The organism is Pectobacterium carotovorum (assembly GCA_016415585.1).
GTDB classification, from domain to species: domain Bacteria; phylum Pseudomonadota; class Gammaproteobacteria; order Enterobacterales; family Enterobacteriaceae; genus Pectobacterium; species Pectobacterium carotovorum_K.
This window is the reverse complement of the sequence record CP066552.1, coordinates 1,228,635-1,251,364: the sequence shown is the minus strand read 5'-3', so window position 1 is coordinate 1,251,364 and position 22,730 is coordinate 1,228,635. Positions and strand designations below refer to the sequence as shown.

14 protein-coding genes, 2 tRNA genes and 4 rRNA genes are annotated in these 22,730 nt (G+C 52.0%); 11 read left to right on the top strand and 9 right to left on the bottom strand.

All coding sequences use genetic code 11. The features are described 5' to 3' along the window. Positions 1-111 precede the first annotated feature (111 nt). The 7 genes from JFY74_05600 to JFY74_05570 all read left to right on the top strand — a co-directional run bounded on the left by JFY74_05600 (position 112) and on the right by JFY74_05570 (position 7,670). Positions 112-1,332, top strand: coding sequence for an MFS transporter (locus tag JFY74_05600; GenBank protein QQG29520.1), 1,221 nt, complete (start codon positions 112-114; stop codon positions 1,330-1,332). Between the two features lie 183 nt (positions 1,333-1,515). After that, complete coding sequence (locus tag JFY74_05595) at positions 1,516-2,256, top strand: AzlC family ABC transporter permease (protein ID QQG29519.1); 741 nt, start codon at positions 1,516-1,518, stop codon at positions 2,254-2,256. Further along, positions 2,253-2,582, top strand: coding sequence for an L-valine transporter subunit YgaH (ygaH, locus tag JFY74_05590; GenBank protein ID QQG29518.1), 330 nt, complete (start codon positions 2,253-2,255; stop codon positions 2,580-2,582). Before JFY74_05595 ends, ygaH begins: the two co-directional genes overlap by 4 nt. 189 nt (positions 2,583-2,771) lie before the next feature. Continuing rightward, on the top strand, positions 2,772-3,287 hold the full coding sequence (gene mprA, locus JFY74_05585; GenBank protein QQG29517.1) for a transcriptional repressor MprA: 516 nt from the start codon (positions 2,772-2,774) through the stop codon (positions 3,285-3,287). A gap of 262 nt (positions 3,288-3,549) precedes the next feature. After that, positions 3,550-4,725, top strand: a complete 1,176-nt coding sequence (gene emrA, locus JFY74_05580) for a multidrug efflux MFS transporter periplasmic adaptor subunit EmrA (protein QQG29516.1) — start codon at positions 3,550-3,552, stop codon at positions 4,723-4,725. Positions 4,726-4,742: 17 nt separating this feature from the next. Then, a complete protein-coding gene (gene emrB / locus JFY74_05575) occupies positions 4,743-6,278 on the top strand; it encodes a multidrug efflux MFS transporter permease subunit EmrB (GenBank protein QQG29515.1) in 1,536 nt (511 codons plus the stop codon). 207 nt (positions 6,279-6,485) lie between these two features. Then, on the top strand, positions 6,486-7,670 hold the full coding sequence (locus JFY74_05570; GenBank protein QQG29514.1) for a NupC/NupG family nucleoside CNT transporter: 1,185 nt from the start codon (positions 6,486-6,488) through the stop codon (positions 7,668-7,670). Positions 7,671-7,719: 49 nt separating this feature from the next. Here JFY74_05570 and JFY74_05565 read toward each other — a convergent pair whose 3' ends face one another. After that, entirely contained in the window at positions 7,720-8,154 is a 435-nt protein-coding gene (locus tag JFY74_05565; GenBank protein QQG29513.1) for a DUF3574 domain-containing protein, read from the bottom strand. Between the two features lie 69 nt (positions 8,155-8,223). Further along, a complete protein-coding gene (locus JFY74_05560) occupies positions 8,224-9,375 on the bottom strand; it encodes a tRNA/rRNA methyltransferase (GenBank protein ID QQG29512.1) in 1,152 nt (383 codons plus the stop codon). Positions 9,376-9,624: 249 nt separating this feature from the next. Here JFY74_05560 and trxC point away from each other — a divergent pair, with 249 nt between their 5' ends. The 4 genes from trxC (at position 9,625) to pssA (ending at position 15,177) form a co-directional block, all read left to right on the top strand. Beyond that, complete coding sequence (gene trxC, locus JFY74_05555; GenBank protein ID QQG29511.1) at positions 9,625-10,044, top strand: thioredoxin TrxC; 420 nt, start codon at positions 9,625-9,627, stop codon at positions 10,042-10,044. A gap of 164 nt (positions 10,045-10,208) precedes the next feature. Further along, entirely contained in the window at positions 10,209-10,940 is a 732-nt protein-coding gene (locus tag JFY74_05550) for a DTW domain-containing protein (GenBank protein QQG30458.1), read from the top strand. A gap of 32 nt (positions 10,941-10,972) precedes the next feature. Then, complete coding sequence (locus tag JFY74_05545; GenBank protein QQG29510.1) at positions 10,973-13,621, top strand: bifunctional acetate--CoA ligase family protein/GNAT family N-acetyltransferase; 2,649 nt, start codon at positions 10,973-10,975, stop codon at positions 13,619-13,621. A 200-nt stretch (positions 13,622-13,821) separates the two neighbouring features. Continuing rightward, positions 13,822-15,177: a CDP-diacylglycerol--serine O-phosphatidyltransferase gene (gene pssA / locus JFY74_05540; protein QQG30457.1), complete on the top strand. Its 1,356-nt coding sequence runs from the start codon at positions 13,822-13,824 to the stop codon at positions 15,175-15,177. Positions 15,178-15,284: 107 nt separating this feature from the next. On the opposite strand, the gene JFY74_05535 is transcribed toward pssA, so the two are convergent. The 7 genes from JFY74_05535 to JFY74_05505 form a co-directional block, all read right to left on the bottom strand. After that, entirely contained in the window at positions 15,285-16,565 is a 1,281-nt protein-coding gene (locus JFY74_05535; GenBank protein QQG29509.1) for an MFS transporter, read from the bottom strand. A gap of 302 nt (positions 16,566-16,867) precedes the next feature. After that, positions 16,868-16,983, bottom strand: a 5S ribosomal RNA gene (gene rrf, locus JFY74_05530). A 37-nt stretch (positions 16,984-17,020) separates the two neighbouring features. Next, positions 17,021-17,096, bottom strand: a tRNA-Thr gene (locus tag JFY74_05525). Positions 17,097-17,114: 18 nt separating this feature from the next. Continuing rightward, positions 17,115-17,230, bottom strand: a 5S ribosomal RNA gene (gene rrf, locus JFY74_05520). A gap of 125 nt (positions 17,231-17,355) precedes the next feature. Further along, a 23S ribosomal RNA gene (locus JFY74_05515) occupies positions 17,356-20,265 on the bottom strand. A gap of 232 nt (positions 20,266-20,497) precedes the next feature. Then, positions 20,498-20,573: transfer RNA gene (locus JFY74_05510), tRNA-Glu, on the bottom strand. Between the two features lie 140 nt (positions 20,574-20,713). Then, positions 20,714-22,255, bottom strand: a 16S ribosomal RNA gene (locus JFY74_05505). The 16S, 23S and 5S rRNA genes sit together here with 2 tRNA genes alongside, the layout of an rRNA operon. Between the last annotated feature and the right edge of the window lie 475 nt (positions 22,256-22,730).

Genomic DNA, 22,730 nt, shown 5'->3' with positions numbered 1-22,730 from the left:
ATCTCAGGAAAAACAAAACAAACTTAAGAAGCGTAAAGATATTCTGGTATCTCATTAGGCTCTGCCGGATACTATACCTTCTGCTTTTAACATCATATTAACGTTCACACTATGCCTCTTCAGCAACAATCTGTATCACCTCAGCCACAACCGGGGCTTAGCCTGTCTTTGACCCTGATTATGTCTGTCGCGACCGGCCTTGCCGTCGCCAGTAACTATTATGCCCAGCCGCTGCTGGAGACCATTGCCAGAGTCTTTGCGCTTTCCGTTAATCAGGCAGGGTTCATTGTCACCGCCGCACAGCTGGGTTATGCCGTCGGCCTGCTATTTTTGGTGCCGCTGGGGGATATGTTTGAACGCCGAACGCTGATTGTCGGCATGACGCTACTCGCCGCGGGTGGGATGCTGATCACCGCCTCTGCCCCCACGCTCTGGATCATGATTGCCGGTACGGCATTAACCGGGCTGTTCTCCGTTGTCGCACAGCTCTTGGTGCCTCTCGCCGCGACGCTGGCGACGCCGGAAACACGCGGTAAAGTCGTCGGCACGATTATGAGTGGCCTGCTGCTGGGGATTCTGCTGGCGCGTACCGTCGCGGGTGCGCTTGCTTCACTCGGTGACTGGCGCACCGTGTACTGGGTTGCCAGCACGCTGATGGTCATCATGGCGCTGGTTCTGTGGCGGGCATTGCCGCGCATTCCTCAGCAAAACACGCTGAATTATCCGCAATTGCTCGTCTCAATCTTCCGCCTGTTCTCTGCCACACCGCTGCTGCGCACGCGTGCCATCCTGGGCTGTCTGTCCTTTGCCAATTTCAGCATGCTATGGACGTCAATGGCCTTCCTGCTGGCCTCTCCGCCATACGGCTATTCCGAAGGCGTTATCGGCCTGTTTGGACTGGTCGGTGCGGCCGGAGCCTTAGCAGCATCACGCGCTGGGCGTTTAGTCGATCAGGGCAAGGCCAAGCCGACCACCAGCGTAGGGATTATCCTGCTTTTGCTATCATGGGGCTTTATCGCGCTCGGTATTCATTCCGTAGCAGCGCTGCTCATTGGTATTATCGTGCTGGACCTGGCGGTTCAGGGTGTACACGTGACCAACCAGAGCGTGATCTACCGTATGATGCCCGAAGCACGTAATCGCCTGACGGCAGGCTATATGACCAGCTATTTTATCGGCGGCGCACTGGGATCGCTCCTTTCAGCCTCGGCTTACCAGCAGTGGGGCTGGCTGGGCGTCTGTGCCGCTGGCGGTATTATCAGTCTGTTGAACCTGCTGGTGTGGTGGCGAAGCCATCATCACGAAACGCAGGAAGCGATGGCGGCGCTGTAGACCTTCGCATTGCAACTATCGCATTTTTAATTATCACGGTTGAGACCCTCTCATGTGAGACAATTTCTCATGAGAAGATTCCGCCAGAGACTATCACGCCCGTTCCGTAATAACGTGAAATTCCGGTAATGCTTTGCTAGTGTTACCGGTTAATTCCTTTTAAGTACAAAAAACATCAAGCCAGTGAAGACACCAACTACACCCGCATCACCTGCACCGACAAAATCTGCATCTTTTAGCGAAGGCGTATTTGATAGCCTGCCGATTGTTATCGGCTACATGCCCGTGGCATTCGCGTTTGGCATGAACGCCGTCAAGCTAGGGTTTACCCCGCTGGAAGGCATTTTCCTTTCCTGCATCATTTACGCCGGCGCCAGCCAGTTCGTCATCACCGCCCTACTCAGCGCGGGCATGTCCATCTGGGTGGCGGCATTGACCGTCATGGCGATGGATGTCCGCCATGTGCTGTATGGGCCCGCGTTACGGCATCGCATTGCACAACGGCTGCCGACGAGGAAAACCGCACTGTGGGCGTTCGGCCTGACGGATGAAGTCTTTACTGCGGCAGCTACCCGATTGGCGAAAGATAACCGACGCTGGTCAGAAGACTGGATGATGGGTGTATCACTGCTGGCGTGGCTTTCATGGGTGCTCGGCACGGTGATCGGAGCCGTGTTCGGTAACGGCCCGCTGAATGATTACCCTGCCGTTGAAGCGGCGCTGTCTTTCATGCTGCCCGCACTGTTCCTGAGTTTTTTACTCGCATCCTTCAGGCGGAAACAGAGTCTGGTCGTCGCCTGCGCACTCGGCGGCGCACTGCTTGGTCTGCTGCTTTCCTCCATCCCAGCCGCAATACTGTTCGGCATTCTCAGCGGCTGCCTGGCTTCACTGGTTAACCCTGCCACGCCACAGGTGAACACATGAGTACAGAAGTCATTCTTATCGGGCTGATTGTCGGGCTGGTGAACTACCTCTTCCGCTATCTGCCTCTGCGGCTGAGCGCCTCACGCGCTTCCGGCTCGCTACAGCGCGGCAAAAAAGCCCTGTTGCTTGATAGCATTGGCATTGCCTCCATCTGTGCACTGCTGATTGTTTCCAGCGTGCCGGATATTCTCGCACATCACGAAAAGCTGCTGCCAACCTTAATAGGCTTTATTACGCTGACAGCCTGTTTTTATAAAACCCGTAGTATCGTCTTATCCACATTACTGGGTGCGCTATGTTACGGCATTGCCTTTAAACTGCTTTGAATCCGCAGTATAAATTATCAAATAAGATTTTGATTTAAATAAAGTAAGCAGTTAATTATTCTTTATTTCAGCTATTCTCCGCTTACTTTCTGTCACAGAAATAAGCACAATTTCCCACCTGAATGCCGTTTACCCACTTAGTAACATTAGTTACTATGCACATCGTGATTAATGAGGTTTATATAAGAAATGGACAGTTCATTCACACCTATAGAACAAATGCTCGATCTACGAGCTTCACGCAAACCCGACTTCCCGCGTCAGGAAGTATTACTGCTGCGTTTGTTCATGCACGTACAGGGCAAAATCCTGGAACACAGAAACAGAATGCTGAAAGAACAGGGCATCAATGAAACCCTCTTCATGGCATTGCTGACGCTGGAATCTCAAGAGTCTTATAGCATTCAGCCTTCAGAGCTCAGTGCAGCGCTGGGATCGTCGCGCACCAATGCAACGCGCATCGCTGACGATCTGGAGAAAAGGGGCTGGATTGAACGACGCGAGAGCAGCAGTGACAGACGTTGCCTGCACCTACATCTGACAGAAGAAGGCAAAGCGTTTCTTGGCCAGTTGATTCCACCACAGCACCACAGCCTCCATGTGCTCTGTTCGGTACTTGAATCTGGTGAGCAAAAACAGCTCGAAAGCCTGATGAGAAAGCTCTTGGTTCGGCTGGATGAAATGGACGATTTCGGCAACGCATAGCAGAAGAACAACAAAAAATCATAGCCAGTACCTTTTTTACCCGGAATGACCTGATACGTGCGTATCGGAGCAGAGGTTTTTTTGCTGCGAAAAATACGCATGACCTTTCCGTTACTTAGCGAAACGGCAATCCTACGCCTCGGGTGGGGACTCTGAAGACTCCCCCGAGCCGCACAGCAATATGAATTCATTGCGACTATCGCCAGGCTGCTGTGTCTGGTGCGATAGCCGATACAAAGAAAATAAGAAGAGAGAGAACAGCATGAGTGAAAGTGTGGAAAATCAGGTGCCGCAGACGCCACAAAGAAACAAGAAACAGCAACGTAAGCGTGTGCTATCACTGCTAACGTTTATTTTCGTCGCGCTGGGCTGTGTCTGGCTGGTTTACTGGTATCTGATTCTCAGGCACCACCAAAGTACCGACGACGCCTACGTCGCCGGTAATCAGATTCAGATCATGGCGCAGGTCAGCGGCAGCGTCACCCATGTTAACGTCGATAATACCGATTTCGTTAAGCAGGGACAGATTCTGGTGGAGCTGGATCCTACTGATGCTCAGCAGACGTTTGAACGCGCGAAAACCGGACTGGCCAATAGCGTACGTCAGACACACCAGTTGATCATCAACAGTAAGCAGTATCAGGCTAATATTGAGTTACGCCAAACCGAGCTGAACAAGGCACAAAGTGACTTGAGCCGCCGGGAAGCGCTGGGCAGCGCCAATGCCATCGGGCGTGAAGAAGTGCAGCATGCTCGCGATGCCGTCGCGACCGCCAAAGCCGCGCTGGAAGTCGCCAGACAGCAATATCAGGCGAATCAGGCAATGATTCTGGATACGCCGCTTGAGAAGCAACCCGCCATACAGCAAGCCTCCGTAGAAATGCGCGATGCCTGGCTGGCGCTACAGCGCACCAAAATCGTCAGCCCGATTGACGGCTATGTCTCACGCCGTAGCGTGCAAATTGGCGCGCGTATCTCTTCGACGTCAGCACTGATGGCCGTGGTTCCAGCCAATCACCTGTGGGTCGATGCGAACTTCAAAGAGACGCAGTTAGCCAATATGCGCATCGGCCAACCGGCTACCGTGATCGCGGATATCTACGGTGACGATGTCGTGTACCAAGGAAAAGTAGTCGGCCTTGATATGGGGACCGGTAGCGCGTTCTCTCTGCTGCCCGCTCAGAACGCAACTGGCAACTGGATCAAGGTCGTTCAGCGCCTGCCCGTGCGTATTGAGATCGATCCGAAGCAGATTGCCGAACATCCGTTGCGTATCGGTCTGTCCGCACTGGTTAATGTCGATACCGCCAATACGGAAGGCAGCGCGTTAGCAGAAACCTCACGCACCACGCCAGCCTACCAAAGTGATGCTTTGACGTTGGATCTCACGCCTGTTAATCAGGAAATCAGCGCCATTATTCAGGCGAACGCCGGTTAATCGGGCAGGAGAGAAACGTGCAGAGAGAACCGCTTAAAGGTGCCAGTCTGGCCTGGATGACCGTTGCTCTGTCGCTGGCAACGTTTATGCAGGTGCTGGACTCCACCATCGCCAACGTCGCTATTCCGACTATCGCCGGTAATCTGGGTGCGTCCAACTCACAGGGAACGTGGGTCATCACCTCGTTCGGGGTCGCCAACGCCATCTCTATTCCTATTACCGGCTGGCTGGCCAAACGGTTTGGGGAAGTCCGCCTGTTTTTATGGTCAACGGCACTCTTCGCCCTGACATCCTGGCTGTGCGGAATGTCCACCAGCCTGGAAATGCTGATTTTCTCCCGCGTCTTGCAGGGGATTGTCGCCGGGCCGCTGATCCCGCTGTCACAAAGTCTGTTGCTCAGCAATTATCCCCCCGCCAAACGCAGCATCGCTCTGGCGCTATGGTCGATGACCGTGGTCGTCGCGCCGATCTGTGGCCCGATTCTGGGCGGCTGGATTAGCGACAACTACCACTGGGGCTGGATATTCTTCATCAACGTTCCGTTGGGCATCGCCGTGGTGTTTATTGCCATGCAAACGCTACGCGGGCGGGAAACCAAAACCGAGATCAAGCCCATCGACACCATCGGGCTGGCATTGTTGGTTGTCGGTATCGGCAGCCTTCAGATGATGCTCGACCGGGGCAAAGAGCTGGACTGGTTTAACTCGACAGAAATCATCACCCTGACCGTGGTGGCAGTGATTGCGATCGCCTTCCTGATTGTCTGGGAGCTAACGGACGACCACCCAGTGGTGGACTTGTCGCTGTTTAAATCGCGCAACTTCACCATTGGCTGTCTATGTATCAGCCTCGCCTATATGTTTTACTTCGGGGCGATCGTGCTCTTGCCGCAGCTGTTACAGGAGGTGTATGGCTATACCGCCACCTGGGCTGGGCTGGCATCCGCACCGGTTGGGCTGATGCCAGTGTTACTGTCGCCGATTATCGGTCGATTCGCACCGCGTCTGGATATGCGCAAACTGGTGACGTTCAGCTTTATCATGTATGCCGTCTGTTTTTACTGGCGCGCGTACACCTTTGAGCCGGGCATGGATTTCGGCGCATCGGCCTGGCCGCAGTTCGTTCAGGGGTTTGCCGTCGCCTGCTTCTTCATGCCGCTGACCACCATCACGCTGTCCGGGCTACCGCCGGAGCGTTTGGCAGCAGCATCAAGTCTGTCGAACTTTACCCGGACGCTGGCAGGATCGATCGGGACGTCGCTAACCACCACGCTCTGGACACAGCGCGAATCGCTGCACCATGCGCACCTGACGGAATCTATCACGCCCTATAATCCGATAGCGCAGGAAACGTACCAGCAGCTTCAGGCGATGGGAATGAGCCAAACGCAGGCCTCAGCCTACATCGCAGAGCAGATTACCGCACAGGGACTGATTATTTCTGCCAACGAAATATTCTGGGCCGCAGCGGCCGTATTTCTGGTCCTTCTGGTGCTGGTCTGGTTCGCTAAACCGCCCTTTACCACTGGCGGTGGAGGCGGTGGCGCGCACTAACTCGCCGTAAGCTTTCTGTCCCCTTCCGTCAGCAACTGGCCGAAGGGGAACCCTCTTTTACCCTTTCCACCGTCCCCTGATTATTCGAATACGTCTCGCCATCCTTATAGCGCGGTAGCGAATAAGGATTTACAGATTCGGGATAAACATATTTTCACATTCCGATTACAATGCGCCTCTTTTATTCGGGGATTAAGTGGTTCTTCTATGTCACAGGTTTTACATTTCATTTTGGCAACGGCGGCAATCTTTTTGCTGGCACTGCTCGTCAGTCACGACAGAAAACGCATCCGACTGCGCTTTATTGTGCAACTGCTGGTGATTGAAATTTTGCTGGCCTATTCCCTTTTACATTCCAGCATCGGGCTTAACGCGATTAGCGCCTTTGCCGGTTTGTTTGAAAAGCTATTATCTTTCGCTAATCAAGGCACCGATTTTGTGTTCGGCGGGATGAACGCGCAGGGACTTTCCTTTATCTTCCTCAATGTGCTCTGCCCTATCGTCTTTATTTCTGCGCTGATCGGCATTTTGCAGCACTGGCGAATTTTACCGTTTATTATCAAAGGTATCGGCACGCTGCTGTCCAAAGTAAACGGGATGGGGAAACTGGAGTCGTTTAACGCCGTGAGTACGCTAATGCTCGGGCAGTCAGAGAATTTTATCGTCTATAAGGGCATCCTCGCCGACATGTCGCCACGTCGGATGTACACGATGGCGGCAACAGCAATGTCGACCGTATCCATGTCGATTATCAGCGCCTACATGACCATGTTGGACGCTAAATACGTCGTCGCCGCGCTGATTCTGAATATGTTCAGCACCTTTATCATTCTGTCGATTATCAACCCTTATCAGCCTGACGACGAACCAGAACTGAAACTGGAAAAGCTGCATGAAGACCAAAGCTTCTTTGAAATGCTGGGGGAATATATTCTTGCCGGTTTTAAAGTGGCGATGATTATTATGGCGATGTTGATTGGCTTCGTGGCGTTAATTGCCGCCGTGAATGCACTGTTCAGCACCATCTTCGGCATTAGCTTCCAGTCGATTATGGGCTATGTCTTTTCACCGCTGGCGTGGCTTATCGGCATTCCGTCTTCCGATATTCTGAACGCAGGCAGCATCATGGCGACCAAGTTGGTGGCGAATGAATTTGTTGCCATGATCGAATTGAAGAAGATCGCAGCAGAGATGTCGCCACGCGGACTGGGCATTTTGTCCGTGTTCCTGATCTCCTTCGCTAACTTCGCGTCAATCGGCATTATCGCGGGCGCCATCAAAGGGCTGAATGAAGCACAGGGCAATGTGGTATCGCGCTTCGGCCTGAAGCTGGTTTATGGTTCTACGCTGGTGAGTTTACTGTCTGCGGCAGTGGCGGGATTGGTGCTGTAATATTTATATATTGAAAATCATCAGCCCCGTTTCAGGGGCTGATGAAAAATCAGAACGCGACGCAGACGGGTGCATCAATCCGCATGACGGATTCCTGTGCGAAACGTGATTTGTAGGTCGTACGCAACGCTTCAATATCACGCTCCCGATCGGGGCCGTGAATCAACATCAGCGCCTTGCTGTTCTCTCGGGCAACCACGCCATCATTCCCCAGCCATTGTCCTTTGGCATCAAACACCGTCAGCCCGTCTTTAAAGCGTGGCGTAACGTCACCATCCAAAAAGGCTTTCCACTCGGCATCTGAAATCACCGGGCCAGCGGGACGATTCAAACCAAAATAAAGCGTGGTCTGCACCTGTTTGTCGCCAATCTGACACGCATCAGCGGCTGTTGCAGCGGCAGCGGACGAGCGCGGCAGCGAGTTGCAACCGCTTACCAGCAATGTACCCAACAGTAACGATACCGCGATAATTTTCTGCTTCATTAATCGTTCTCTCATCCGTGGTTACACCGACTCAGGGAGCCCATTCTCCCTGAGCGTTGACGCGTACTATCAGGCCTGGTTCTGTCGCCACCACTCGGACAGCAAAATGCCCGTAGCGACGGAAATATTCAGACTTTCAACCTTACCGGTACCGCCGATAGAGACTTTCACGTCCCCCTGCTGCCAAGCGCTATCCGACAGACCATCACCTTCCTGACCCAGCACGATCACGGTTTTCGCCGGAAGCGTCGCTTGCGACAATGCCGTGCCTTTATGGCTGGACGTGGTCACGATGGTATAGCCTGCGTTACGGAACTCCGTCAACACGGACAGGAAATCGTCAGCGTTGATCGCTTTAACGTGTTCCGCACCGCCTTCTGCCGTGCGTACGGCTGCACCGGATTCCAGCAGCGCCGCATCCTGCACCAGCACGCCTTTCACACCGAAATGCGCGCAGCTGCGCATAATGCCGCCGAGGTTGTGCGGGTTACCCACATCTTCCAGCGCCAGTACACAGTCTTGCTCGCCAGCCGTTTTCAGGTACTCACGCACATCCATTCCCTGACGCTTTTTAATCAGGAAACACACGCCGCCGTGGTGCTCGGTGCCGGAAGCCTTAATCAGCTCTTCCTCTTCCACGACATGGTAAGCCTTGCGGTTTGCCGCCATCCAGCGCAGTGCATCGCGGAAACGCGGCGTCACTTCTTGCAGGAACCAGGCTCGAACGATCACTTCAGAACGGTTTTTAAACAGCGCCTGACAGGCATTTTCGCCGTAGACACGTGTTTCTTCCTGACGCTGGCGACGCAGTTGCTCAGGATCGATATGGCTCTTGCCTGTGATACCGCCATGGTCCGGCGTTTCGCTGTCGCCTGGCGCACGGGACACGGTTTTCCACGGTGATTCATAACCACCGGTATCGTCACCGCGCGGCCGGCGAGGCTTATCACCGCTGCGTTCATTACGATCTTTATTGCCCCACGGCGATTTCGCATTGCTATCGCCGTCGCGGGACGGATTTTCCCGGGCATAGCGCGGGTTAACATCACGTGGATGCTTCGGCTTTTCGCGTTGATCGCGAGAGCCGCCGCCATCACGCCGATCGCCACGGCGATCTCTTTCAGCAGGGCGCTTGTTTTTATTCTCTTTCTCGCCCTCATCATCACTGCGGACGTACATCACACGGACTTTGCCGCTTTTACTATTGAATGAATCGCTCATTGTTCTCTCCACCTACGCGCTGGGCGCGAAGATTACCTTATGTACACCCGCTTAGCCACACGCTTGTGGTAAAAGAGCGCTAACAGTCAGAAGCTATTGTAGCTATTGGGCAAACCACGTTGTTGCCATAATGTCTCCCCACCATAATTTATTCACGCTTAAGCAACATATTGCTGACTTTCCAATGCCGCATTGCGCGCATTTTATCAGCGACATCTTTATTTTAGCCCTTTTATCTGAGGCCCTGTTATGAATACGGTATGTGGATCTTGCCAAACAACCAATCGCCTGCCAGAAGAGCGTGTTGATGACCATGCAAAGTGTGGTCGTTGTGGAGAAACCTTATTCAGCGGTGACGTTACCAATGCCACAGAAGCGACGCTCGATAAGCTGTTACAGGACGATCTTCCCGTTGTGATCGATTTCTGGGCCCCTTGGTGTGGCCCCTGCGTCAACTTCGCCCCGGTGTTTGAAAATGTCGCGCAAGAGCGTAGCGGGAAAGTCCGCTTTATTAAGGTCAATACCGAAGCCGAACCAGCACTCAGCGCACGTTTCCGTATCCGCAGCATTCCAACCCTCATGATCTTTAAACAGGGCCAGATGGTCGACATCCTTAACGGCGCGCTGCCAAAAGCACAGTTCGAGAGCTGGCTGGACGAATCACTATAGAGAATTAGGGTAGGAGCGTAGGTATTATTGTCTCCTACCCTTTTGGTCAACCCGCCTGTCGATTAGAATGTCGCCTTTCTGAATCAGCTTCTCAATGATGAAAACGAAGCAGGTTCGTTGCAGAATCTCATGGCGCCATCTATTTCATGCTCAACCATCCTTTAATGGTCAACCGTCCCCTCATGGACAATGCCGTACTCCGTCTGCGCCAGCAACGTCTTGAGCAGTCAACCAAACCGTTTCGCGCCCGTGGCTGCCGCGTAGTACGCTGCCAGCAGTGTTTATTACCCGCAACCAACTGCCTGTGTCACACCATTCAGGCGCAGGAGTCCCGCAGCCGCGTCTGTCTGGTAATGTTTGATACCGAACCGTTAAAGCCGAGCAATACCGGACGTCTTATCGCCGATATTCTCCCTGAGACGCAGGCGTTTCGCTGGTCACGCACCGAGCCCGATCCCGAATTGCTGGCCACTCTGCAAAACCCGGACGTTCAGCCGTATCTGGTTTTCCTTGCCGATGCAGCGGAAGAAGGACGTCAGGTGTTTCACCAGCTTCCCGTAACGGAAAAGCCCGCGCTATTTGTCTTACTCGACGGAACCTGGCCGGAAGCGCGTAAAATGTTCCGCAAAAGCCCTTATCTGGACAACCTGCCGATCCTGTCGCTGAATGTAGAGGCACTTTCCCGCTATCAACTGCGTGAAGCCAGCAGCGCAGGACAACACTGTACCGCCGAGATTGCCATCGCCCTGCTCGCACAGGCGGGGGATATCGTCGCGGCCGACGCGCTATCACAGCATTTTGACCGTTTCCGACGACACTATCTGGCGGGGAAATCACACCACAGCTTGCGGGAAAATTTACCCATCGTCACAGCACAAACGGCAGAAAGCGTTTAGTATCAAAAGGGATTGATCTAAAGGAGTGACGCATGAGCCAGCGCGGATTGGAAGCACTGTTACGCCCTAAGTCTATCGCCGTTCTCGGCGCGTCCGAAAAACCGGGAAGAGCCGGTTTTCTGATGATGAAAAATTTGTTGGACGGCCATTTCAGCGGCCCCGTGCTGCCTGTTACACCGAAATATCGTGCGGTCTGCGGCGTGCTAGCCTATCCGACTGTTGCCAGCCTGCCCATGACGCCCGACCTTGCCGTGATTTGCACCAACGCCAGCCGTAATCTCACGCTGTTAGACGATCTGGGACAGAAAGGCTGCAAAACGGTCATCATCCTCTCCGCACCACCGACCCAGTTCAGCGAATTAAAGGCCTGCGCTGCACGCTACCACATGCGTCTACTTGGCCCTAATAGCCTCGGGCTACTCGCGCCCTGGCAAGGCCTGAATGCCAGTTTCTCCCCTGTACCGATTATGAAAGGCAAGCTGGCATTTATTTCGCAGTCGGCCGCCGTGTCCAACACGATACTGGACTGGGCGCAGCAGCGCGGTATTGGCTTTTCCTATTTCATCGCTCTGGGCGACAGTCTGGATATCGATGTCGACGACCTGTTAGATTTTCTGGCTCGCGATGGCAAAACTAGTGCGATTCTGCTGCATCTGGAACACATCAGCGATGCGCGCCGCTTTCTTTCCGCTTCTCGTAGCGCGTCCCGAAATAAACCGATACTGGTGATCAAAAGCGGGCGTAGCCAGCAGGCACAGCAGTTGCTGAATGACCAGCGCCACGGTCTGGATGCCGCCTATGACGCGGCAATTCAACGCGCAGGCTTACTGCGGGTACGGGATACGCATGAGCTTTTTTCCGCGGTGGAAACCTTAAGCCACCTGCGGCCGCTGCGCGGTGAACGCCTGATGCTAGTAAGCAATGGCGCATCGCCCGCAGCACAGGCGCTGGATCAGCTCCTCAGCCGACAAGGCAAGCTAGCACAGCTCAGCGAGGCGACCCGACAAGCGCTACAGGAAGCGCTACCGCCAACCGTCACTATCGGCAATCCGCTCGATCTGCGTGATGATGCGACCGCGGCTCGCTATCTGGCAGCGGTTTCAGTATTACTGGACAGCGATGAAGTCGATGCACTCTTAATCATTCACGCGCCCAGTGCCGCGGCTCCCGGCACCGATAGTGCATCTCAGTTGATCACGCTCTTCCAACAGCATCCGCGTGGGAAAAGAATTACGCTGCTGACCAACTGGTGCGGCGAATTCTCCTCGCAGGAAGCACGACGTTTGTTTAACGACGCGGGCATTCCGACCTATCGCACGCCGGAAGGCGCGGTTACAGCATTTATGCATACCGTCGAATATCGACGTAATCAGAAACAGCTAAAGGAAACCCCGGCGCTGCCGCTGAATTTAGGCATCAACGCCAGTCAGGCACATGCGCTGATTCATCAGGCGCTATCAGACGGCGTGACGCAGCTCGACACGCATGAAGTTCAGCCGATCCTGCAAGCCTACGGCTTGGATACGTTACCCACATGGATTGCTGGCGACAGCGCAGAAGCCGTCCATATCGCCGAACAAATTGGCTATCCGGTCGCGATTAAGCTGAGATCGCCAGATATTCCGCATAAATCGGAAGTTCAGGGCGTCATGCTATACCTGCGAACCGCCAGAGAAGTCCAGCAGGCGGCAGATGCCATTCTTGACCGAGTGAAGCGCACCTATCCACAGGCACGCATCTACGGCCTGCTGGTGCAGAGCATGGCAAATCGCGCCGGTGCGCAGGAGCTCAGGATTGCCGTCGAGCAAGACCCCGTTTTCGGCCCACTGATTATGCTAGGGGAAGGTGGCGTTGAGTGGCGAGAAAAACAGGCTGCCGTCGCCCTACCTCCGTTGAATATGACGCTAGCCCGCTATTTGGTGCTGCAAGCGGTGAAAGGCGGCAAAATTCGGGAGTACAGCGCGCTGCGTCCGCTGGACGTTCCCGCACTCAGCCGCTTGCTGGTTCAGGTTTCCAACCTGATTCTCGACTGCCCTGAAATTTCCCGGCTAGACATTCATCCTCTGCTGGCATCCGGGGATACATTTACGCTGCTGGATGTCACGCTACATCTGGCGCCGTTCAGTGGCGATCCGCAATCAAGGCTGGCAATTCGTCCTTATCCGCATGAGTTGGAAGAAACAGTTACCCTCAAAAATGGTGATGGTTGTCTGTTCCGGCCAATTTTGCCGGAAGATGAACCGCTGCTCAGTTCGTTCATTGCAAGAGTGACAAAAGAAGACCTGTATTACCGTTATTTCAGCGAAATTAATGAATTTACTCACGAAGACTTAGCCAATATGACACAAATTGACTACGATCGTGAGATGGCATTCGTTGCCGTGCGCCAGCTCGGTGAGGAGACGGAGATTATTGGCGTGACGCGTGCGATTTCCGATCCGGATAATACGGATGCGGAATTCGCCGTGCTGGTTCGCTCCGATCTAAAAGGGCTGGGCCTTGGCAGACGCCTGTTGGAAAAGCTGATTGATTACGCCAAAGCGCATGGTCTCTCTCGTTTGACTGGCATCACTATGCCGCATAATCAAGGCATGATACAGCTGTCCAAAAAGCTCGGTTTTCACATCGACGTACAATTAGAAGAGGGAATTGTGACACTGGAATTGCCGCTGAAGAATTGATAGCACGACGTGACATGGCTCGTGCAACGGGAATTGTGATACCCATTCAATGGCAAAACAGACTCACAACAGCTGGAAAGTAATGGTATTATCGCCCATTCGGCTACTCCTTAACTTTTGATAATGACCAGAAGGTCATATACCCTAGTACAGCTCGAAGTATGGTGGGTATAAACTAATGAGAGAAGAATCGCACTGTGATGCTGTCAAATTTTAAACGCAATAAATATCAACAGCACCTTGCACAACTGCCCAGAATTCCTCAGAACGCTGATGATGTTCAGACGTTGCATTCGCCTGAGCTTTTCCGCACGACGCTGATTAACGCCATTCTGAGTGCTAAAAAACGCATCTATATCGTGGCGTTGTATCTTGAGCGCGATGATGGCGGCATGGGGATTCTATCCGCAATTTATGAAGCCAAACGGCAGTGCCCAGAGCTGGATGTCCGCGTTCTGGTAGACTGGCATCGTGCTCAGCGCGGCAGAATCGGCGCAGCGGCAGAAAATACCAATGCTGACTGGTATTGCGATATGGCGAAAAAACATCCAGACACGCATTTCCCTATCTATGGTATTCCTGTCAACACGCGTGAAGCCTTGGGCGTGCTGCACCTGAAAGGGTTCATTGTCGATGACACAGTTATCTACAGCGGGGCCAGCCTGAATGATGTTTATCTGCACCAACATCAGAAATACCGTTATGACCGCTATCAGCTGATTCATAATCCGGCATTGGCCGAGACGATGGTGCAATATATCCAGACCATGCTATCGGCTCCGGCAGTACAGCGGTTGGATCATACCGATCGCCCCAAGAGTCTGGAAATCAAAAATGATATTAAGCAGTTCCGCCAAACGTTGCGTACTGCCAATTATCAAGCCCCGGAACACAGCGCGGACGCAAACGAATTAACCGTCACGCCACTGGTCGGGCTAGGGAAACAAAGCCCGCTGAATAAGACCATACATCACCTAATGTATTGCGCTGATGAGCATCTGGTTATTTGTACTCCCTATTTCAACCTGCCAGCACTGCTGGTGAGAAATATAATCCGGCTATTGCGTGATGGTAAAAAAGTAGAAATTATTATCGGCGATAAGACTGCTAACGATTTCTATATTCCAGAAGACCAGCCTTTCAAAATCATCGGCGCGTTACCGTATCTCTATGAGATCAACCTTCGCCGTTTTCTGAGTCGTCTGGAGCGCTACATTGAGAATCAGCAGCTTGTTGTGCGGCTATGGAAAGACGGTGACAACAGCTTCCACCTGAAAGGTATGTGGGTAGATGACAAGTGGCAGCTGTTGACGGGGAATAACCTTAACCCGCGAGCATGGCGTCTGGATCTGGAAAATGCCATCCTGATTCACGATCCTCAGAAGGTTCTATTGCAGCAACGTCTGGACGAGCTGGACACGATCAGGACGCATACTCACGTCGTAAAAAGCTATATGGAACTGGAGAGCATTGCGCAATATCCAGTGAAAGTCCGCAAGCTGATACGACGTTTGCGCCGCATCCGTATCGATCGACTCATAAGTCGTATTCTCTAAAACTCACGCTATACTTTGAAAAACCTCGGAAGCCGAGGTTTTTTATTGTCATTTTGGGATGTAGCCAGTGCAACCACCGGCTATGCGTTATGGCAATTGTCTGAAAACTAAAGCTTCATCCCCTTGCCTCTGCGATGCAGCGTCAATGACACAATAAACGCAATCGCTCCCATCACTGATACGTACCAGAAGAAAGCCGTTTCCATACCAAATGATTTCAGCGAAAGTGCAACATACTCAGCCGAACCACCAAACAACGCATTAGCAACGGCATAAGATAAGCCTACGCCCAATGCTCGGACTTCAGGTGGGAACATTTCTGCTTTTAAAATGCCGCTGATGGACGTGTAGAAACTGACAATAATCAGCGAAAGCATCACCAATGAGAAAGCAATGACAGGGCTCGTCACACTCTGCAGTACAGTCAGAATGGGAACGGTCAGCAGTGCCGCAAGTCCGCCGAAACAGAGCATTGAACTACGACGGCCAATCTTATCCGACATCGCACCAAAGAACGGCTGTAGCAGCATAAAAATAAACAATGCGAGGGTCATTAACCCGCTAGCCGTTTTCGCATCCATTCCTGCCGTATTCACCAGATATTTTTGCATGTAAGTGGTAAACGTATAAAAAGCTAAAGAACCACCGGCCGTAAAACCCAGTACGGTAATAAAGGCACGGCGATGTTTCCACAAACCCGCAAGCGAGCCAGCATCTTTGTGTCCGCGAGTCGTTTTATCAGACGTTTCATTCAAAGAGCGACGTAAATAAAGCGCAACAATCGCCAAAATAGCGCCGAGAGCAAAAGGAATACGCCATCCCCACGCACGCAAATCTTCATCACTCAGAATCTGTTGTAATATCACAACGACTAACAGCGCCAGCAGTTGACCGCCAATCAGCGTGACATATTGGAAAGAAGCATAGAAACCCTTTCTTCCCTCAACGGCAACTTCACTCATATATGTTGCGCTAGTACCGTATTCCCCACCGACAGAAAGCCCCTGAAATAAACGGGCTAATAACAGTAAAAAGGGAGCCCAGGTGCCAATGGTTTCATACCCAGGTAAACATGCAATAACCAGGGATCCAAAACACATCATGCAGACTGAAATTAGCATTGAATTTTTACGACCATGCTTGTCTGCAATGTAACCGAAAAGCCAACCGCCTATCGGTCTCATTAAAAAGCCTGCTGCAAAAACCCCTGCTGTTTGTAGTAATTGAGTGGTGGTATTTCCCGAAGGGAAAAAGATATGGGCAAAATAGATTGAGCAAAAGGAATAAACATAAAAATCAAACCACTCAACCAAATTCCCCGATGAAGCGCCAACTATAGCTCGGATACGCTGACGCGTATCTTTCGCATTTTCCGTTAGATCAGTCATCCTATTTTATTCTCCTGTTTTTCCGAGCATAAAACGATGCCCGCTATAGTAAAGCAGCACTTAAACTCTGAGGCAAAAAGTTCCTGATTGTAATAATTTATTAATGTAACAACGCAAGTCGTGCCTTTATTATCCTTAACAGAAACACGGATAAATAAAGCAGTAACAAACAGGATGTCATTATGAGATGGGTTAATAAGAAGATAGGCGAGTCTATTCAGGTAAAAGGGAGAGTTTACTATCCTGAAATAGAAATAAACAAAATGCCATCCTTAACAGGATGGCATTTTGTCTTAATTGAAACCTGGCAGTTCCCTACTCTCACATGGGGAAGCCCCACACTACCATCGGCGCTACGGCGTTTCACTTCTGAGTTCGGCATGGGGTCAGGTGGGACCACCGCGCTATCGCCGCCAGGTAAATTCTTTTTTAAGCCGAACATTAACCCAAATAACTGGTGCTGATACCCAGAGTCGAACTGGGGACCTCACCCTTACCAAGGGTGCGCTCTACCAACTGAGCCATATCAGCGCACCTGTATAAATTGATGCCTGGCAGTTCCCTACTCTCACATGGGGAAGCCCCACACTACCATCGGCGCTACGGCGTTTCACTTCTGAGTTCGGCATGGGGTCAGGTGGGACCACCGCGCTATCGCCGCCAGGCAAATTCTGTTTCATTCCAACCGTCATGCTTTGCTCTCGCTCTCGCATAACCATCAGAACCAATCCTAAAACAAGCTGATTATCAAAATCTCTTTGAGTCCATCTCAAAACACCTTCGGTGTTGTAAGGTTAAGCCTCTCGGGTCATTAGTACTGGTTAGCTCAACGTATCGCTACGCTTACACACCCAGCCTATCTACGTCGTCGTCTTCAACGGCCCTTCAGGGGCATCTAGTGCCCAGGGAAGACTCATCTCGAGGCAAGTTTCCCGCTTAGATGCTTTCAGCGGTTATCTCTTCCGCACTTAGCTACCGGGCAATGCAATTGGCATCACAACCCGTACACCAGTGGTGCGTTCACTCCGGTCCTCTCGTACTAGGAGCAACCCCTCTCAATCTTCCAACGCCCACGGCAGATAGGGACCGAACTGTCTCACGACGTTCTAAACCCAGCTCGCGTACCACTTTAAATGGCGAACAGCCATACCCTTGGGACCTACTTCAGCCCCAGGATGTGATGAGCCGACATCGAGGTGCCAAACACCGCCGTCGATATGAACTCTTGGGCGGTATCAGCCTGTTATCCCCGGAGTACCTTTTATCCGTTGAGCGATGGCCCTTCCATTCAGAACCACCGGATCACTAAGACCTGCTTTCGCACCTGCTCGAGCTGTCACTCTCGCAGTCAAGCTAGCTTATGCCTTTGCACTAACCTCCTGATGTCCGACCAGGATTAGCTAACCTTCGTGCTCCTCCGTTACGCTTTGGGAGGAGACCGCCCCAGTCAAACTACCCACCAGACACTGTCCGCAACCCGGATTACGGGTCTACGTTAGAACATCAAACATTAAAGGGTGGTATTTCAAGGTTGGCTCCACGCAGACTGGCGTCCACGCTTCAAAGCCTCCCACCTATCCTACACATCAAGGCTCAAGGTTCAGTGTCAAGCTATAGTAAAGGTTCACGGGGTCTTTCCGTCTTGCCGCGGGTACACTGCATCTTCACAGCGAGTTCAATTTCACTGAGTCTCGGGTGGAGACAGCCTGGCCATCATTACGCCATTCGTGCAGGTCGGAACTTACCCGACAAGGAATTTCGCTACCTTAGGACCGTTATAGTTACGGCCGCCGTTTACCGGGGCTTCGATCAAGAGCTTCGCCTTGCGGCTGACCCCATCAATTAACCTTCCGGCACCGGGCAGGCGTCACACCGTATACGTCCACTTTCGTGTTTGCACAGTGCTGTGTTTTTATTAAACAGTTGCAGCCAGCTGGTATCTTCGACTGATTTCAGCTCCGTGAGCAAGTCACTTCACCTACCATCAGCGTGCCTTCTCCCGAAGTTACGGCACCATTTTGCCTAGTTCCTTCACCCGAGTTCTCTCAAGCGCCTGAGTATTCTCTACCTGACCACCTGTGTCGGTTTGGGGTACGATTTGATGTTACCTGGAGCTTAGAGGCTTTTCCTGGAAGCGTAGCATTGGTTACTTCATCACCGTAGTGACTCGTCATCACGCCTCAGTGTTAATGACGACCCGGATTTACCAAAGTCATCCACCTTCACGCTTAAACCGGGACAACCGTCGCCCGGATAACCTAGCTTTCTCCGTCCCCCCTTCGCAGTAACACCGAGTACAGGAATATTAACCTGTTTCCCATCGACTACGCTTTTCAGCCTCGCCTTAGGGGTCGACTCACCCTGCCCCGATTAACGTTGGACAGGAACCCTTGGTCTTCCGGCGTGCGGGTTTTTCACCCGCATTATCGTTACTTATGTCAGCATTCGCACTTCTGATACCTCCAGCAACCCTCACAGGCCACCTTCGACGGCTTACAGAACGCTCCCCTACCCAACAACACCTGAGTGTCGCTGCCGCAGCTTCGGTGCATGGTTTAGCCCCGTTACATCTTCCGCGCAGGCCGACTCGACCAGTGAGCTATTACGCTTTCTTTAAATGATGGCTGCTTCTAAGCCAACATCCTGGCTGTCTGTGCCTTCCCACATCGTTTCCCACTTAACCATGACTTTGGGACCTTAGCTGGCGGTCTGGGTTGTTTCCCTCTTCACGACGAACGTTAGCACCCGCCGTGTGTCTCCCGTGATAACATTCTTCGGTATTCGTAGTTTGCATCGGGTTGGTAAGTCGGGATGACCCCCTAGCCGAAACAGTGCTCTACCCCCGAAGATGAATTCACGAGGCGCTACCTAAATAGCTTTCGGGGAGAACCAGCTATCTCCCGGTTTGATTGGCCTTTCACCCCCAGCCACAAGTCATCCGCTAATTTTTCAACATTAGTCGGTTCGGTCCTCCAGTTAGTGTTACCCAACCTTCAACCTGCCCATGGCTAGATCACCGGGTTTCGGGTCTATACCCTGCAACTTAACGCCCAGTTAAGACTCGGTTTCCCTACGGCTCCCCTATACGGTTAACCTTGCTACAGAATATAAGTCGCTGACCCATTATACAAAAGGTACGCAGTCACCCTGATTAATCAAGGCTCCCACTGCTTGTACGTACACGGTTTCAGGTTCTATTTCACTCCCCTCGCCGGGGTTCTTTTCGCCTTTCCCTCACGGTACTGGTTCACTATCGGTCAGTCAGGAGTATTTAGCCTTGGAGGATGGTCCCCCCATATTCAGACAGGATGTCACGTGTCCCGCCCTACTCATCGAACTCACAATTTGTGCATTTTTGTGTACGGGACTATCACCCTTTACTGTGCGACTTTCCAGACGCTTCCACTAACACACAAACTGATTCAGGTTCTGGGCTCCTCCCCGTTCGCTCGCCGCTACTAGGGGAATCTCGGTTGATTTCTTTTCCTCGGGGTACTGAGATGTTTCAGTTCCCCCGGTTCGCCTCATTACGCTATGTATTCACGTAATGATAGTGTGTCGAAACACACTGGGTTTCCCCATTCGGGTATCGTCGGGTATAACGCTTCATATCAGCTTACCGACGCTTATCGCAGATTAGCACGCCCTTCATCGCCTCTGACTGCCTAGGCATCCACCGTGTACGCTTAGTCGCTTAACCTCACAACCCGAAGGTGTCTTTGATAAATCAAAGTCACTGTCGTGCTGCGATTATTTGAGAGACTCATTGACACACTGATACACCATTCATACCTGAAGGTACCAATGCATGTTCAGCTGTCATGTTTCAATTTTCAGCTTGTTCCAGATTGTTAAAGAGCAATATCGTAAACATGACTCCGAAGAATCATCTTTAAGATATTCATGATAATGTCTTTCACTCATTATCGGATTGGCGTCCCCAAGGGGATTCGAACCCCTGTTACAGCCGTGAAAGGGCAGTGTCCTAGGCCTCTAGACGATGGGGACACGAAAAATCCGTACCGAATCAGAAATTCGGCACTATCGTGTCAGCATGAGTTTACACTCATCGCATCAACAGGTGCGCTTGCTCAGTATTTTCATCAGACAATCTGTGTGAGCACTTCACTTAACACACATCTTCTTGGTAAGGAGGTGATCCAACCGCAGGTTCCCCTACGGTTACCTTGTTACGACTTCACCCCAGTCATGAATCACAAAGTGGTAAGCGCCCTCCCGAAGGTTAAGCTACCTACTTCTTTTGCAACCCACTCCCATGGTGTGACGGGCGGTGTGTACAAGGCCCGGGAACGTATTCACCGTAGCATTCTGATCTACGATTACTAGCGATTCCGACTTCATGGAGTCGAGTTGCAGACTCCAATCCGGACTACGACGTACTTTATGAGGTCCGCTTGCTCTCGCGAGGTCGCTTCTCTTTGTATACGCCATTGTAGCACGTGTGTAGCCCTACTCGTAAGGGCCATGATGACTTGACGTCATCCCCACCTTCCTCCGGTTTATCACCGGCAGTCTCCTTTGAGTTCCCGACCGAATCGCTGGCAACAAAGGATAAGGGTTGCGCTCGTTGCGGGACTTAACCCAACATTTCACAACACGAGCTGACGACAGCCATGCAGCACCTGTCTCAGAGTTCCCGAAGGCACTCAGCTATCTCTAGCTAATTCTCTGGATGTCAAGAGTAGGTAAGGTTCTTCGCGTTGCATCGAATTAAACCACATGCTCCACCGCTTGTGCGGGCCCCCGTCAATTCATTTGAGTTTTAACCTTGCGGCCGTACTCCCCAGGCGGTCGATTTAACGCGTTAGCTCCGGAAGCCACGCCTCAAGGGCACAACCTCCAAATCGACATCGTTTACAGCGTGGACTACCAGGGTATCTAATCCTGTTTGCTCCCCACGCTTTCGCACCTGAGCGTCAGTCTTTGTCCAGGGGGCCGCCTTCGCCACCGGTATTCCTCCAGATCTCTACGCATTTCACCGCTACACCTGGAATTCTACCCCCCTCTACAAGACTCTAGCCTGTCAGTTTTGAATGCAGTTCCCAGGTTAAGCCCGGGGATTTCACATCCAACTTAACAGACCGCCTGCGTGCGCTTTACGCCCAGTCATTCCGATTAACGCTTGCACCCTCCGTATTACCGCGGCTGCTGGCACGGAGTTAGCCGGTGCTTCTTCTGCGAGTAACGTCAATCGATAAGGTTATTAACCTTACCGCCTTCCTCCTCGCTGAAAGTGCTTTACAACCCGAAGGCCTTCTTCACACACGCGGCATGGCTGCATCAGGCTTGCGCCCATTGTGCAATATTCCCCACTGCTGCCTCCCGTAGGAGTCTGGACCGTGTCTCAGTTCCAGTGTGGCTGGTCATCCTCTCAGACCAGCTAGGGATCGTCGCCTAGGTGAGCCATTACCTCACCTACTAGCTAATCCCATCTGGGCACATCTGATGGCGAGAGGCCCGAAGGTCCCCCTCTTTGCTCTTGCGAGGTTATGCGGTATTAGCTACCGTTTCCAGTAGTTATCCCCCTCCATCAGGCAGTTTCCCAGACATTACTCACCCGTCCGCCGCTCGTCACCCAGAGAGCAAGCTCTCTTGTGCTACCGCTCGACTTGCATGTGTTAGGCCTGCCGCCAGCGTTCAATCTGAGCCATGATCAAACTCTTCAATTTAAGATTTGTTTGATTTGCTGAACTCGTCAGCGATGCTCAAAGAATTAAAACTGTTTATTCGTAATGAATTTACTGTTGTTCACTCTTCAAGACTTTTTTATATCGTTAAGATACGGTCTTGTGAGTGCCCACACAGATTGTCTGATTAAATTGTTAAAGAGCAGTGCCACATCTTCCGTGGCGCGGGCCGCATATATTATGCTTTTCCGCTGTGAAGTCAAGTCATTACTGACCGCCTTCGTTGAATCTTTTTTCCTGTCACCACAACCGCGTGTCGCTGTTGCCGTGTCAGTGGAGGCGCATTATAGGGACTTCTCGGCCACTGACAAGCGCTAAATGCAAATTATTTTCCAAGCGTTCAAAAAGAAACCAAAAACCAGTATTTCGTGCACTCTCCATACAGAAAATGAATGTAATTTGAGCTTGAGACGTGAAAACGGGGACATTCATTGGCAAATGTCCCCGTTGATTACTT

Coding starts and splice junctions, on each gene's coding strand:
- JFY74_05565 (QQG29513.1), bottom strand. CDS start 8,154: ATGAAGCAGAAAATTATCGCGGTATCGTTACTGTTGGGTACATTGCTG.
- trxC (QQG29511.1), top strand. CDS start 9,625: ATGAATACGGTATGTGGATCTTGCCAAACAACCAATCGCCTGCCAGAA.
- mprA (QQG29517.1), top strand. CDS start 2,772: ATGGACAGTTCATTCACACCTATAGAACAAATGCTCGATCTACGAGCT.
- JFY74_05570 (QQG29514.1), top strand. CDS start 6,486: ATGTCACAGGTTTTACATTTCATTTTGGCAACGGCGGCAATCTTTTTG.
- JFY74_05545 (QQG29510.1), top strand. CDS start 10,973: ATGAGCCAGCGCGGATTGGAAGCACTGTTACGCCCTAAGTCTATCGCC.
- JFY74_05560 (QQG29512.1), bottom strand. CDS start 9,375: ATGAGCGATTCATTCAATAGTAAAAGCGGCAAAGTCCGTGTGATGTAC.
- emrA (QQG29516.1), top strand. CDS start 3,550: ATGAGTGAAAGTGTGGAAAATCAGGTGCCGCAGACGCCACAAAGAAAC.
- JFY74_05550 (QQG30458.1), top strand. CDS start 10,209: ATGGTCAACCGTCCCCTCATGGACAATGCCGTACTCCGTCTGCGCCAG.
- JFY74_05600 (QQG29520.1), top strand. CDS start 112: ATGCCTCTTCAGCAACAATCTGTATCACCTCAGCCACAACCGGGGCTT.
- JFY74_05535 (QQG29509.1), bottom strand. CDS start 16,565: ATGACTGATCTAACGGAAAATGCGAAAGATACGCGTCAGCGTATCCGA.
- pssA (QQG30457.1), top strand. CDS start 13,822: ATGCTGTCAAATTTTAAACGCAATAAATATCAACAGCACCTTGCACAA.
- ygaH (QQG29518.1), top strand. CDS start 2,253: ATGAGTACAGAAGTCATTCTTATCGGGCTGATTGTCGGGCTGGTGAAC.